This is a genomic window from Streptomyces sp. NPDC048481, assembly GCF_043200075.1.
Lineage (GTDB): Bacteria > Actinomycetota > Actinomycetes > Streptomycetales > Streptomycetaceae > Streptomyces.
Map to the genome: position 1 here is coordinate 123,074 of NZ_JBICXC010000008.1, position 13,086 is coordinate 136,159.

A 13,086-nucleotide genomic window follows, 5' to 3' on the forward strand; every position below is an offset into this window, starting at 1 on the left:
GCACTGACAGAGCGGGCGAGGACCCGGCGTGGGCCGTCCGGGCCCGCACGCGAAGGCACCTCCTCCACGGCTGCCCGCAGGCTACGCGATCTCGCTCTCGGCGTACGTCGCCCGGGAACTTCGCCGACCGTCCGCACGCTTGCATACAGTGGCAGGACCGGCAGGAAAACCGCGGTTTCGACGACCGCGTCCGCGATCGGAAGGGACGTACATGCCCATGGGTCACACGGCCACAGCCCAGGCAGGCTCCGGGGGCCTGACAGCGACCGAGCACCGCCTGGCCAACGGGCTGCGCGTGGTGCTGTCGGAGGACCATCTGACCCCCGTCGCGGCGGTGTGCCTCTGGTACGACGTCGGCTCACGCCACGAAGTCAAGGGGCGTACCGGCCTTGCTCACCTTTTCGAGCACCTGATGTTCCAGGGATCCGGGCAGGTCAAGGGCAACGGGCACTTCGAACTGGTCCAGGGCGCGGGCGGGTCCCTCAACGGGACCACCAGCTTCGAGCGCACCAACTACTTCGAGACCATGCCCGCCCACCAGCTGGAGCTCGCCCTCTGGCTGGAGGCGGACCGGATGGGCTCCCTGCTCACCGCGCTCGACGACGAGTCGATGGAGAACCAGCGCGACGTCGTCAAGAACGAGCGCCGCCAGCGGTACGACAACGTCCCCTACGGCACGGCCTTCGAGAAGCTGACCGCTCTCGCCTACCCGGAGGGCCACCCGTACCACCACACGCCGATCGGCTCGATGGCCGATCTGGACGCGGCGACGCTGGAGGACGCGCGCGCGTTCTTCCGCACGTACTACGCGCCCAACAACGCGGTGCTCTCCGTGGTGGGCGACATCGACCCGGAGCAGACCCTCGCGTGGGTCGAGAAGTACTTCGGCTCCATCCCCGGTCACGACGGCAAGCCCGCCCCCCGCGACGGCGGCCTGCCCGACGTCATCGGCGAGCAGCTCCGCGAGGTCGTCGAGGAGGAGGTTCCCGCCCGCGCCCTGATGGCCGCCTACCGGTTGCCGGAGGACGGCACGCGCGCGTGCGACGCCGCGGACCTGGCGCTCACGGTCCTCGGCGGCGGCGAGTCCTCCCGCCTCTACAACCGGCTCGTGCGCCGCGACCGCACGGCGGTGGCGGCCGGCTTCGGCCTGCTGCGCCTCGCCGGAGCGCCCTCCCTGGGCTGGCTGGACGTGAAGACGTCCGGCGACGTCGAGGTGCCCGTCATCGAGACCGCCATCGACGAGGAGCTCGCCCGGTTCGCCGAGGAGGGCCCCACGGCCGAGGAAATGGAGCGCGCCCAGGCCCAGTTGGAGCGCGAGTGGCTCGACCGCCTCGGCACGGTCGCCGGGCGCGCCGACGAACTGTGCCGCTTCGCGGTCCTGTTCGGCGATCCGCAGCTCGCCCTCACCGCGGTCCAGCGGGTGCTGGACGTGACGCCCGAGGAGGTGCGGGAGGTCGCCAAGGCCCGTCTGCGCCCCGACAACCGCGCGGTGCTCGTCTACGAGCCGACCGCCGCCGAAGCCCCCGCCGACCAGGACGAGAACGAGGAGGCGGCCCGGTGACCGAGCTCGCCACGATGGACTTCCACCCCCAGCCCCGGGCGGGCGAGGCCAAGCCGTGGGCGTTCCCCGCGCCCGAGCGCGCCGCGCTGGACAACGGTCTGACCGTGCTGCACTGCCACCGCCCCGGCCAGCAGGTCGTCGCCGTCGAGGTCATCCTCGACGCGCCCCTGGACGCCGAGCCGGCCGGTCTCGACGGCGTCGCCACGATCATGGCGCGCGCCTTCTCCGAGGGCACCGACAAGCACTCCGCCGAGGAGTTCGCCGCCGAACTGGAGCGCTGCGGAGCCACTCTGGACGCGCACGCCGACCATCCCGGCGTCCGTCTCAGCCTCGAGGTGCCGGCCTCAAGGCTGGCCAAGGGCCTTGGGCTGCTCGCCGACGCGCTGCGCGCCCCCGCGTTCGCCGACAGCGAGGTGGAGCGTCTCGTCCGCAACCGCCTGGACGAGATCCCGCATGAGCTGGCCAACCCCGCCCGGCGCGCCGCCAAGGAGCTCTCCAAGGAGCTGTTCCCGGCCACCGCGCGCATGTCGCGCCCGCGCCAGGGCAGCGCGGAGACGGTCGAGAAGATCGACTCCGCGGCCGTGCGCGCCTTCTACGACCGGCACGTCCGCCCGGCGACGGCCACCGCCGTGGTCGTGGGCGACCTCACCGGCGTCGACCTGGCGGAGCTCCTGGGCGACACCCTGGGCGCCTGGACGGGCTCCGCGGCCGAGCCGCGGCCGGTGCCGCCGGTGACCGCCGACGACAGGGGCAGGGTCGTCATCGTGGACCGCCCCGGCGCCGTCCAGACGCAGCTGCTGATCGGCCGGATCGGCGCGGACCGGCACGACCGCGTGTGGCCCGCGCAGGTGCTCGGCACGTACTGCCTCGGCGGCACCCTGACCTCCCGCCTGGACCGCGTCCTGCGCGAGGAGAAGGGCTACACCTACGGGGTCCGCGCCTTCGGGCAGGTCCTGCGTTCCGCGCCGGACGGCTCGGGCGCCGCGATGCTCGCCATCAGCGGCTCCGTGGACACCCCCAACACCGGTCCCGCGCTGGACGACCTGTGGAAGGTGCTGCGCACCCTGGCCGCCGAGGGCCTGACCGACGCGGAGCGGGACGTCGCCGTGCAGAACCTGGTCGGGGTGGCGCCGCTGAAGTTCGAGACCGCCGCGGCCGTGGCGGGCACGCTCGCCGACCAGGTGGAGCAGCACCTGCCCGACGACTTCCAGGCGACGCTGTACCGGCAGCTCGCCGCGACGGGCACGGTCGAGGCCACCGCGGCGGCCGTCAACGCCTTCCCGGTGGACCGGCTGGTGACGGTTCTGGTGGGCGACGCGGCGCAGATCCGGGAGCCGGTCGAAGCCCTCGGCATCGGTGAGGTGAAGGTCGTCTCCGCGGAGTAGCACGGTGACGGCACGCGCGTGTGGGCCCCGGTCGACGTGAGCGTCACCGGGGCCTCCGCGTGAGGGAATTGAGACCCTCATGTGTCCGAATTGGGGTGGAGTCGCCCGTCTGTGCTGTGGGATGCGCTACAAAACCCGTGATTCGTTTGAGGATTGAAACCCGCGCCGCTTAGCGTCATCCGGGCTGTTCGTCAGGCACCGCGCCGCACCCGCGGCACCGGACAGCCATCGCCGAGTCCCCGCATGGCGCGAGCCAGGGGAGCCGGGGACCCACTTGTGAAGTCCCTGGGGTGAATCGGACGCCCGCGCACGCGCGAGGGGGTCCGTAGGAGACCTTCCTGCTCCGAACCCGTCAGCTAACCCGGTAGGCGAGAGGGAAGGAAAGGACACCGCTGACTTCATGGCGTTCACCTGCGCCACCGGGAAGCATCGTCGGCCCAGCCGGATGCAGCGCACCACCGTCCGCGCGGCGGGCGTCGCGGCGCTCACCACCACCGGTGTGATGGCCACCGTCGCCTCGGCCCCGGCCTTCGCCGCCGAGCCCACCCCCGAGCAGACCGGGCTGATCCCCGTCGTCACCGCCGGCGAGTCCGTCGTCGAGCAGATCGACGACCAGGTCGCCGTGCAGAAGCAGGCCGCCTTCGAGGAGGCCGCCCGGCAGGCCGCCGCCAAGAAGGCCGTGGAGGAGCGCGAGGCACGCGTGCGTGCCGCCCGCGAGGCCGAGCGCAAGCGCCTGAACACCTTCGTGGTGCCGATCGCCGGCTCCTACGTCTCCACCGGCTACCAGGCCAGCAGCTCGCTGTGGTCCTCCGGCAGCCACACCGGCATCGACTTCCACGCCGCCAGCGGCACGACCGTGCACGCGGTCGGCTCCGGCACCGTGGTCGAGGCCGGCTGGGGCGGGGCCTACGGCAACCAGGTCGTCATCCGGATGCACGACGGGACGTACACCCAGTACGGTCACCTGTCGTCCATCGAGGTGTCGGTGGGGCAGCAGGTCACCCCGGGGCAGCGCATCGGCCTCTCCGGCGCCACCGGCAACGTCACCGGCCCGCATCTGCACTTCGAGGCCCGCACCACGCCGGAGTACGGATCCGACATGGACCCGGTCGCCTATCTCCGCAACCACGGCGTGAACGTCTGACCCGACGCACGACGGCAGATCGTCGAGCCCCGGCCCTTCGGCCGGGGCTTTGCCGTTTCCCGGGGCGCTCCGTCCAAAAAACATTCATGGATTACGGCCCGCCGTCGGAAATTCCCGTCCGCTGCAATAGAGTCGATGAAAGCGCGTCGCTCGTCGGCGTTTCACGGGGATTAAGGCGGAGGTCCGTCATGCGTATTCCGGCGCACTCGGTGTGCACGGCCGTCCGGGACGACATCGTCGCGGGCGTCTACGAGCGCGGCAGCCGCCTCACCGAGGAACTCCTCGCCCGCCGCTACGGGGTCTCCCGCGTCCCCGTCCGCGAGGCGCTGCGCACGCTGGAGGCCGAGGGCTTCGTGGTCACGCGCCGGCACGCGGGCGCGTGCGTCGCGGAGCCGACCGAGCAGGAGGCCCAAGACCTGCTGGAGATGCGCATGCTGCTGGAGCCGCTCGGCGCCTGCCGGGCCGCGGAACGGCGCACCGAGGCCCATCTGAAGGTGCTGCGCGGACTCGTCCGGCTGGGCCAGGAGCGGGCCAGGAGGGGCAGCAGCGACGACCTGCGCTCCTTGGGCGGCTGGTTCCACGAGACGCTCGCCCAGTCCTGCGGCAGCCCCGCCCTGACGTCGATGCTCACCCAGCTGCGCCACAAGATCGCCTGGATGTACACGGTGGACGCCCCGGCCGATCCGGTGGAGTCCTGGGCGGAGCACGGCGCGATCGTGGACGCGGTGACGCGCGGGGACGGGGAGCGCGCGCGGGCGATCACGGCGCTGCACACCGAGCGCTCGACGCCGGCGCACCGACTGCGCTTTCCCGGCGGCCCGGGGCGCGCCGACCGTGTGAGGACCTCGCAACATCCCGTAAACACGTCGGGAATTCGGAATTAACGCGGAGGCCGTATACAAAGAGGGGGAACAATTCACGGGGGTTGTTTTTCCCTGCCCGTGAACGGAAATGGCGTCCGTGAACGGGAAACGCGAAGGGCCCGCCCGATGATTTCGGACGGGCCCTTCGCCGAAAAGGCGACGTGCTCAGACGGTCTCGGGGAGTTCCTCGAGGCCCTCGGCGACCAGCTTGGCCAGCCGGTCGAGGGCGGCGTCCGCGCCCTCGGCGTCGGAGGCGAGGACGATCTCCTCGCCGCCCTGGGCGCCCAGGCCGAGGACGGCCAGCATGGAGGCCGCGTTGACGGGGTTGCCGTCGGCCTTGGCGATCGTCACGGGGATGCCTGCGGCCGTGGCGGCCCGGACGAAGATGGAAGCGGGGCGGGCGTGGAGGCCCTCGGCCCAGCCGACGTTGACGCGGCGCTCAGCCATGTGATGCTGCCCTTCAGGTTCAGGTTGTCTAGACCAGTGTTCCACACGTGGCGCGTGTGAGGGAGAGCCAGGCCCGGCCTCTCCCGCCGCGGTCGCCGGATCGCGGCCTCGATCCGGCGTCCGTCCCCCACAGACTGCCTCGCGCCGTTGTCGTACGCGAGCCGTACTCTGGGGCCCATGCAGAGCGCGTCGGACCGGCCCGAGTACCCCGCCCACTGGGAGGCCGACGTGGTGCTGCGCGACGGCGGCACCGCACGCATCCGCCCCATCACCGCCGACGACGCCGAGCGCCTGGTCAGCTTCTACGAGCAGGTGTCGGACGAGTCGAAGTACTACCGCTTCTTCGCGCCCTACCCGCGCCTGTCCGCCAAGGACGTCCACCGCTTCACGCACCACGACTTCGTGGACCGGGTGGGGCTCGCGGCCACGGTGGGCGGCGAGTTCATCGCCACCGTACGTTACGACCGCATCGGGCCGGACGGCATGGCCGCCACCTCGCCCGCCGACGAGGCCGAGGTCGCCTTCCTCGTGCAGGACGCCCACCAGGGCCGCGGCGTCGCCTCGGCGCTCCTCGAACACATCGCCGCCGTCGCGCGCGAGCGCGGCATCCGCCGCTTCGCCGCCGAGGTGCTCCCCGCCAACACCAAGATGATCAAGGTGTTCACCGACGCCGGCTACACCCAGAAACGCAGCTTCGAGGACGGCGTCGTCCGCCTGGAGTTCGACCTCGAACCCACCGAACGCTCCCTGGCGGTGCAACGCGCGCGGGAGCAGCGCGCCGAGGCGCACTCCGTGGGACGGCTGCTGGCGCCGGGTTCCGTCGCCGTCATCGGCGTCGGCCGCGCCCCGGGCGGCGTAGGCCGCAGCGTCCTCGGCAACCTCCGCGAGGCCGGCTTCACGGGCCGTCTGTACGCGGTGAACAAGGCGTTCCCGGACGGCATCGAGGAACTCGACGGCGTGCCCGCCCACCGGTCGGTGCGGGAGGTGGCGGAGCCGGTCGACCTCGCGGTCGTCGCCGTCCCCGCCGAGCACGTCCCCGAGGCCGTCGCCGAATGCGGCGAGCACGGGGTGCAGGGACTCGTCGTCCTCTCCGCCGGCTACGCCGAGAGCGGCCCCGACGGCCGCGAGCGCCAGCGCCGGCTCGTGCGCCAGGCACGCGCGTACGGCATGCGGATCATCGGGCCCAACGCCTTCGGCGTCATCAACACCTCGCCGCGGGTGCGCCTGAACGCCTCCCTCGCCCCGGAGATGCCCAGGGCCGGGCGGATCGGCCTGTTCGCCCAGTCGGGCGCCATCGGCATCGCCCTGCTGTCCCGCCTCCACCGGCGCGGCGGAGGCGTCACCGGCGTCACCGGCGTGTCCACCTTCGTCTCCTCCGGCAACCGCGCGGACGTCTCCGGCAACGACGTCCTTCAGTACTGGTACGACGACCCCGACACCGACGTCGCCCTCATGTACCTGGAGTCCATCGGCAACCCCCGCAAGTTCACCCGCCTCGCGCGGCGCACGGCGGCGGCCAAGCCCCTCGTCGTCGTCCAGGGCGCCGGTTCCGCCCCGCAGGGCCACGCCGTGCGGGCCACCCGGCTGCCGCACGCGACCGTGTCGGCGCTGCTGCGGCAGGCGGGCGTGATCCGCGTCGACACCATCACCGAACTGGTGGACGCCGGCCTGCTGCTGGCCCGCCAGCCGCTGCCGCCCGGCCCGAGGGTCGCGATCCTCGGCAACTCCGAGTCCCTCGGACTGCTCACCTACGACGCGTGCCTCTCCGAAGGACTGCGCCCGCTGCCGCCGTCGGACCTGACGACCGAGGCCTCGGCGGAGGACTTCCACGCGGCACTGGCGCGGGCCCTGGCCGACGAGACGTGCGACGCCGTGGTCGTGACGGCGATCCCGGCGATCGGCGAACGCTCGCCCGGGGACGCGGAACTCGCGCAGGCCCTGCGCTCGGCCGCCGCGGCGGCCCCCGCCAAGCCGGTCCTCGTCGTGCACGTCGAGATCGGCGGCCTCGCGGCCGCTCTGTCCGCCGCCGCGAGCACCGCACCCCGCGCGGAAGGCGCCGCACGCGCGCGTGCGGCGGCCGAGAACGCCGAAACCCAGCCGGCCGCCGTCGAGGCGCCCGAGGGAGCCCGCCTCATCCCCGCCTACCCAGCGGCCGAACGCGCCGTCCGCGCGCTCGCCGAGGCGGTGAGGTACGCCCAGTGGCGACGCGAGGCGGCCGACCCCGGCAAGGTCCCCGAGTACGACGACATCGACGAGAAGGGCGCCGCCCGGCTGATCGACGGGCTCCTCGCGCGCGGACAGGGCCTCACCCTCGGCGCTGAGGAGACCTGCGAGCTGCTCGGCCGCTACGGCGTCCGCACCCGCCCGGCGATCCCCGCCCCCACCCCCGACGAGGCCGCGCGGGCCGCGCGCGACCTCGGCTACCCCGTCGCCCTCAAGGCCACCGCCCCGCACCTGCGCCACCGCGCCGACCTGGGCGGCGTACGCCTCGACCTGGCCGACGAGGACCAACTGCGCAGGGCCTACGCCGAATTGACGGAACTCTTCGGCAAGCCGCAGGAACTCCGCCCGGTCGTCCAGGCGATGGCCCCGCGCGGCGTCGACACCGTCGTGCGCGCGGTCATCGACCCGGCGGCCGGAGCGGTGCTGTCCTTCGGCCTCGCGGGGGCCGCCTCGCAGCTCCTCGGCGACATGGCGCACCGGCTCGTCCCCGTCACCGACCGCGACGCCACGTCGCTGGTCCGCTCCATCCGCACGGCCCCGCTCCTGTTCGGCTGGCGCGGCTCGACGCCCGTCGACACCCCGGCCCTGGAAGAGCTCCTGCTGCGCGTCTCACGGCTGGTGGACGACCACCCCGAGGTCGTCGCCGTCACCCTGGAACCCGTCGTCGTCGCACCCCACGGAGTCAGCGTCCTCGGCGCGTCGGTCCGCCTCGCGCCCCCGCCCGCGCGCGACGACCTCGGCCCGCGGACCCTGCCGGCGTACTGAGCCGACGGACGACACGGCACTCGCCCGGACGCGGGCCACGCTCCCGGCAGCCGGGACGCCGAAGGGGCGGCCGCGGACGCCCCGGGCCCGCCGGGGCCCGTCGCAGCCCGCCCGAGCGGTGCCCCGCAGTCAGCGGGTCCCCGTAGGATGAGGGCATGGCCAAGACCAGTACGACGACCCAGGGGCTGCGCGCGGCGATCGAGCGCAGCGGCTACTACCCGGCCCTCGTGGCCGAGGCGGTGGAGGCCGCCGTGGGCGGCGAGCCGATCCGGTCGTTCCTGGTCCACCAGGAGACCACGTTCGACCAGAACGAGGTGCGCCGGCACGTGACCGTGCTCGTGCTCACCGGCAACCGGTTCATCGTCAGCCACACCGACGAGCAGGCCGCCGACAGCACCTCCCCGACGCCGTACGCCACGACGTCCACGGAGTCGGTCAAGCTCGGCAGGATCTCCTCGGTCGTGCTCAGCCGGGTGGTCGCCAACCCGGAGTCGTACACGCCGGGCGCACTGCCCCGCGAGGTCGTGCTCACCATCGGCTGGGGCGCCGTCTCCCGCATCGACCTGGAGCCCGCCGCCTGCGGCGACCCCAACTGCGACGCCGACCACGGCTACACGGGCAGCTCGACGGCGGACGACCTCAGCCTGCGCGTGAGCGAGGCCGGGGACGGCCCGGAGACGGTGCGCCAGGCTCTCGCCTTCGCGCAGTCGCTCTCCGAAGCCACCGCGGACGTCACCCGCTGATGGAGCGGTCCGCCCCCTCCTGGGACTACCCCGAGCCGCTCGCCGTGGCCTCCGCCCCCGTACCCGAGTACGGCTCCGGCTCCCTCGCCGACCTGCTGCCCACGCTGGCCGCCGGCATGGCCGTGCCCGGCATGACCGCGGCGATCCCGGAACTCACGCCGGCGGACCGCAACTGCGTCTTCCTCGTCGACGGCCTGGGCTGGGAGCAGATCAGAGCCCACCGCGACGAGGCGCCCTACCTGTACGCCCTGCTCGGCAGCTCGCGCGGCGGCACCGGCCGCCCGTTGACCGCCGGCTACCCGGCGACCACCGCGACCTCCCTCGCCTCCGTCGGCACCGGCCTCCCGCCGGGCGCGCACGGCCTGCCCGGCTACACCGTGCGCAACCCCGACACCGGCGAGCTGATGAACCAGCTCCGCTGGCAGCCGTGGACCGCGCCCGGAGCGTGGCAGCCGTACCCGACCGTGTTCCAGCTCGCCCACCGGGCGGGCGTGCACGCCGCGCAGGTGTCGGCCCCCGCCTTCCAGAACACCCCGCTCACCAAGATCGCGCTCAGCGGCGGAACGTTCCACGGGCGGCTCACCGGCGAGGAGCGCATGGACCTCGCCGCCGAACAACTCGCCGCCGGGGACCGCTCCCTCGTCTACACCTACTACGCCGAACTGGACGGCGCCGGACACCGCTACGGCGTCGCCTCCGACACATGGCGCGGCCAGCTCATGTACGTCGACCGCCTCGTCCAGCGTCTCGCCGAGCAGCTCCCGCCGCGCAGCGCGCTCTACGTCACCGCCGACCACGGCATGGTCGACGTGCCCTTCGACGACGAGCACCGCATCGACTTCGACGCGGACTGGGAGCTGCGCGCGGGCGTCGCCCTGCTGGGCGGCGAGGGCCGCGCCCGCCATGTCTACGCCGTGCCGGGCGCCGCGGACGACGTGCTGACCTGCTGGCGCGAGGTGCTCGGCGAGCAGTTCTGGATCGCCTCGCGGGACGAGGCCATCGCCGCGGGCTGGTTCGGTCCGCAGGTCGACGAGCGGGTGTACGCCCGCCTCGGCGACGTGATCGCGGCCGCCCGGGACGACGTCCTGATCGTCGCCTCCGAGCGGGAGCCCAAGGAGTCGGCCATGGTCGGCAACCACGGCTCCATGACCCCTGCCGAGCAGTTCGTCCCCCTGCTCGAAGTACGCTCCTGACGCCGCAACCGCCTCGCCCCGCAGTTCCCTCTCCCTGACCGAAAGGCGCTCGACTCCCCATGCCCGAGCTGGTGTTCTTCTCCGGAACCATGGACTGCGGGAAGTCGACGCTGGCTCTCCAGATAGAGCACAACCGCTCCGCGCGCGGCCTGGAGGGCATGATCTTCACCCGTGACGACCGCGCCGGCCAGGGCAAGCTGTCCTCCCGCCTGGGCCTGGTCACCGACGCGGTCGAGGTGGAGGACGGCCAGGACCTCTACGCCTACCTGGTGGAACACCTCTCGCAGGGCGGCCGCGCCGACTACGTGATCGCCGACGAGGCGCAGTTCCTGGCCGAGGAGCAGATCGACCAGCTCGCGCGCGTGGTCGACGATCTCGGCATGGACGTCTACGCCTTCGGCATCACCACCGACTTCCGCTCCAAGCTGTTCCCCGGCTCCCAGCGGCTCGTCGAACTCGCCGACCGCGTCGAGGTGCTCCAGGTCGAGGCGCTGTGCTGGTGCGGCGCCCGCGCCACGCACAACGCCCGCACCGTGGGCGGCGTCATGGTCGTCGAGGGCGCGCAGGTCGTCGTCGGGGACGTCGACCAGGCCGACACGATCGGCTACGAGGTCCTGTGCCGACGTCACCACCGGCGCCGGATGACGGCGTCGTCGGCGCGGGCGGCGGCCCTGTCGCCCGACGTGCTGCCGGTCCAGCAGGTCTAGAGCCTGCCGGGCCCGCCGGCCGGGCACCGCGTCGGCGACGAGGCCTCGCGCCCTCGGTCCGGCCCGACCGGGACGACGGCCCCGGCCCGGTTCGGCGGCGGGCCGGGGCGGATGCTCAGCGCGCGTCCTGGATCAGGGAGAAGTGCGCGCCCTCGGGGTCGGCCACGGCCGCCACGCGCCCGTGCGCGCTGTCGTGCGCCGCTTCCAGGACGCGCCCGCCGAGGCCGGCCACGAGCGTGAGCGCCGCGTCCACGTCCGCCACCTGGAAGTACGTCGTCCAGTGCGGCCCCAGATCCCGGGCCAGCGCCGCGCCGACCCCGTGGACGCCGGCCACCGGGCGGCCGCCGACGCGCAGGGTCACGTGATCGAAGTCGGCCGTGGGCGCCGCCTGCTCCTCGTAGCCGAACACCGTCGTGTAGAACTTGCGGACGCCGGCCGTCTCGTAGGTCGTCAGCTCGTACCAGACGGGCGTGCCGGGGACGCCGGTGATCTCGGTGCCCACATGGGCGCCCGCCTGCCAGACGCCGAAGACGGCGCCGGAGGGGTCGGAGCCGATCGCCAGCCGTCCGGCTTCGGCGGCCTCCAGCGGGCCGACGCCGATCGTGCCACCGCACAGCCGGACCGTTTCGGCGGTGGAGTCCACGTCGTCCGAGGCGAAGTAGGGCGTCCAGGCGACGGGGAGGTGACGGTCCGGGGCCAGCTGCCCGATGCCGGCCACCTCGCGGCCGTCCAGCATGGCCCGCACGTAGGGGCCGAGCTGCTGCGGACCGGGTTGGAATTCCCAACCGAACAGCTCACCGTAGAACGCCTGAGTCGCCGTCAACCCGTGCGCCATCAGGCTCACCCAGCAGGGTGTACCGGGCGCGTAGCGTGCGTGTGCTGTGCCGGTCGGGCCGGCCGGCCCACCTGCCTCGGTCATCGTCACTCTCTCCTCGGCCACTCGTGGCGGCCGCGTCGCTTCAGCCCTCGGAGGATGCCTGATCGGGGGTTTCTCACCGGTGCACGCGCGCTGGTCGTCGTAGCTGGATCGCCTGTACGGCACGTGTCCGTTCCCGCACGCCTCGTGATCGAGCGTGTCCGGCGGAGCAGAGTAGCCGGACATGAGCGGCGGGGCCACCCCGTACGCGAGGATGGGGGACATGAACGCCATCATCACCGCATCGGAACTGGCCGGCGAGCTGACCGGGGCGAATCCCCCCGTGGTCCTCGACGTCCGCTGGCAGCTCAGCGTGGCCAAGGCGGCAGGGGAGCCGCCGTTCGACGGCCGGGCCGCGTACGAGGCGGGACATGTGCCCGGCGCGGTCTACGTGGACCTGGACAGTGACCTCGCGGGGCCGGCGGGCGACCGCGGTCGTCATCCGCTGCCGGATATCGAGGAGTTCGGCGCGGCCATGCGCCGGGCGGGCGTCTCGGCCGGCACGCCGGTGGTCGTGTACGACGGCGGGCAGGGCTGGGCGGCGGCCCGCGCGTGGTGGCTGCTGCGGTGGGCGGGGCACCCGGACGTGCGAGTCCTCGACGGCGGGCTGCCGGCGTGGCAGGGCGGGCTGTCGGTGGACGTCCCCACGCGCAAGGAGGGCGACTTCGAGCCGGCGCCGGGCGCCACCGGCCTGCTCGACGCGGACGGCGCGGCGGACCTCGCCCGTTCCGGCGTGTTGTTCGACGCGCGCGCGGGGGAGCGGTACCGGGGCGAGGTCGAGCCGATCGACCGGGTCGGCGGGCACATCCCGGGCGCGGTGTCCGCGCCCACCAACGACAACGTCGCCCCGGACGGCCGCTTCCTGCCCGCGGACGAACTGAGGGACCGCTTCAAGGCGCTGGGGGCGTCGGACGGCGTGCAGGTGGGCGTCTACTGCGGCTCGGGCGTCTCCGGCGCCCACGAGGTGCTGGCTCTCGCGGTGGCGGGCATTCCGGCCGCTCTGTACGTCGGCTCCTGGTCGGAGTGGTCCGCGGACCCGTCCCGGCCGGTCGCCGTGGGCCCGGACCCGCGCTGAACCGTCGGTGATCCGTCTCGCGTGACCTCTCGTACGGGCGGACGAGGGGCGGCCGGCGAGGGCG

11 protein-coding genes and 1 riboswitch are annotated in these 13,086 nt (G+C 73.4%); of the genes, 9 read left to right on the forward strand and 2 right to left on the reverse strand.

Going from position 1 to position 13,086, the window contains the following annotated elements; genetic code table 11:
- The first annotated feature begins 211 nt into the window (after window positions 1-211).
- The 4 genes from ACGFSH_RS23910 (at window position 212) to ACGFSH_RS23925 (ending at window position 4,974) form a co-directional block, all read left to right on the forward strand.
- Window positions 212-1,561, forward strand: a complete 1,350-nt coding sequence (locus ACGFSH_RS23910; protein ID WP_393351861.1) for a M16 family metallopeptidase — start codon at window positions 212-214, stop codon at window positions 1,559-1,561.
- The gene (locus ACGFSH_RS23915) at window positions 1,558-2,946 is read left to right on the forward strand and encodes a M16 family metallopeptidase (protein ID WP_393351864.1); all 1,389 of its coding nucleotides are present in this window, start codon (window positions 1,558-1,560) and stop codon (window positions 2,944-2,946) included. The genes ACGFSH_RS23910 and ACGFSH_RS23915 overlap by 4 nt, the downstream gene beginning before the upstream one ends.
- Window positions 2,947-3,165: 219 nt before the next feature.
- Window positions 3,166-3,332: riboswitch (cyclic di-AMP (ydaO/yuaA leader) on the forward strand.
- Between the two features lie 14 nt (window positions 3,333-3,346).
- Window positions 3,347-4,090, forward strand: a complete 744-nt coding sequence (locus tag ACGFSH_RS23920) for a M23 family metallopeptidase (RefSeq protein WP_393351867.1) — start codon at window positions 3,347-3,349, stop codon at window positions 4,088-4,090.
- 188 nt (window positions 4,091-4,278) lie between these two features.
- Entirely contained in the window at window positions 4,279-4,974 is a 696-nt protein-coding gene (locus ACGFSH_RS23925; RefSeq protein ID WP_393351870.1) for a GntR family transcriptional regulator, read from the forward strand.
- A 144-nt stretch (window positions 4,975-5,118) separates the two neighbouring features.
- Here the strand turns inward: ACGFSH_RS23925 and ACGFSH_RS23930 are convergent, their stop codons facing one another.
- The gene (locus tag ACGFSH_RS23930) at window positions 5,119-5,400 is read right to left on the reverse strand and encodes an HPr family phosphocarrier protein (RefSeq protein WP_007385204.1); all 282 of its coding nucleotides are present in this window, start codon (window positions 5,398-5,400) and stop codon (window positions 5,119-5,121) included.
- Window positions 5,401-5,577: 177 nt separating this feature from the next.
- On the opposite strand from ACGFSH_RS23930, the gene ACGFSH_RS23935 reads away from it, so the two are divergent.
- The 4 genes from ACGFSH_RS23935 to ACGFSH_RS23950 all read left to right on the forward strand — a co-directional run bounded on the left by ACGFSH_RS23935 (window position 5,578) and on the right by ACGFSH_RS23950 (window position 11,031).
- Window positions 5,578-8,388 carry a GNAT family N-acetyltransferase gene (locus ACGFSH_RS23935; RefSeq protein WP_393351873.1) on the forward strand — a complete coding sequence of 937 codons (2,811 nt, stop codon included), beginning with the start codon at window positions 5,578-5,580 and terminating at the stop codon, window positions 8,386-8,388.
- A 155-nt stretch (window positions 8,389-8,543) separates the two neighbouring features.
- Entirely contained in the window at window positions 8,544-9,131 is a 588-nt protein-coding gene (locus ACGFSH_RS23940; RefSeq protein ID WP_069767461.1) for a DUF5998 family protein, read from the forward strand.
- Entirely contained in the window at window positions 9,131-10,324 is a 1,194-nt protein-coding gene (locus ACGFSH_RS23945) for an alkaline phosphatase family protein (protein WP_393351876.1), read from the forward strand. The genes ACGFSH_RS23940 and ACGFSH_RS23945 overlap by 1 nt, the downstream gene beginning before the upstream one ends.
- A gap of 59 nt (window positions 10,325-10,383) precedes the next feature.
- Window positions 10,384-11,031, forward strand: coding sequence for a thymidine kinase (locus ACGFSH_RS23950; RefSeq protein WP_393351878.1), 648 nt, complete (start codon window positions 10,384-10,386; stop codon window positions 11,029-11,031).
- A gap of 115 nt (window positions 11,032-11,146) precedes the next feature.
- On the opposite strand, the gene ACGFSH_RS23955 is transcribed toward ACGFSH_RS23950, so the two are convergent.
- Window positions 11,147-11,950: a VOC family protein gene (locus ACGFSH_RS23955; protein WP_393351880.1), complete on the reverse strand. Its 804-nt coding sequence runs from the start codon at window positions 11,948-11,950 to the stop codon at window positions 11,147-11,149.
- A 220-nt stretch (window positions 11,951-12,170) separates the two neighbouring features.
- On the opposite strand from ACGFSH_RS23955, the gene ACGFSH_RS23960 reads away from it, so the two are divergent.
- Window positions 12,171-13,022 (forward strand): sulfurtransferase, encoded by an 852-nt coding sequence (locus tag ACGFSH_RS23960; RefSeq protein WP_393351882.1) that lies wholly within the window; start codon window positions 12,171-12,173, stop codon window positions 13,020-13,022.
- Window positions 13,023-13,086: the final 64 nt, after the last annotated feature.

Coding starts and splice junctions, on each gene's coding strand:
- ACGFSH_RS23910 (WP_393351861.1), top strand. CDS start 212: ATGCCCATGGGTCACACGGCCACAGCCCAGGCAGGCTCCGGGGGCCTG.
- ACGFSH_RS23920 (WP_393351867.1), top strand. CDS start 3,347: ATGGCGTTCACCTGCGCCACCGGGAAGCATCGTCGGCCCAGCCGGATG.
- ACGFSH_RS23925 (WP_393351870.1), top strand. CDS start 4,279: ATGCGTATTCCGGCGCACTCGGTGTGCACGGCCGTCCGGGACGACATC.
- ACGFSH_RS23930 (WP_007385204.1), bottom strand. CDS start 5,400: ATGGCTGAGCGCCGCGTCAACGTCGGCTGGGCCGAGGGCCTCCACGCC.
- ACGFSH_RS23935 (WP_393351873.1), top strand. CDS start 5,578: ATGCAGAGCGCGTCGGACCGGCCCGAGTACCCCGCCCACTGGGAGGCC.
- ACGFSH_RS23940 (WP_069767461.1), top strand. CDS start 8,544: ATGGCCAAGACCAGTACGACGACCCAGGGGCTGCGCGCGGCGATCGAG.
- ACGFSH_RS23945 (WP_393351876.1), top strand. CDS start 9,131: ATGGAGCGGTCCGCCCCCTCCTGGGACTACCCCGAGCCGCTCGCCGTG.
- ACGFSH_RS23950 (WP_393351878.1), top strand. CDS start 10,384: ATGCCCGAGCTGGTGTTCTTCTCCGGAACCATGGACTGCGGGAAGTCG.
- ACGFSH_RS23955 (WP_393351880.1), bottom strand. CDS start 11,950: ATGACCGAGGCAGGTGGGCCGGCCGGCCCGACCGGCACAGCACACGCA.
- ACGFSH_RS23960 (WP_393351882.1), top strand. CDS start 12,171: ATGAACGCCATCATCACCGCATCGGAACTGGCCGGCGAGCTGACCGGG.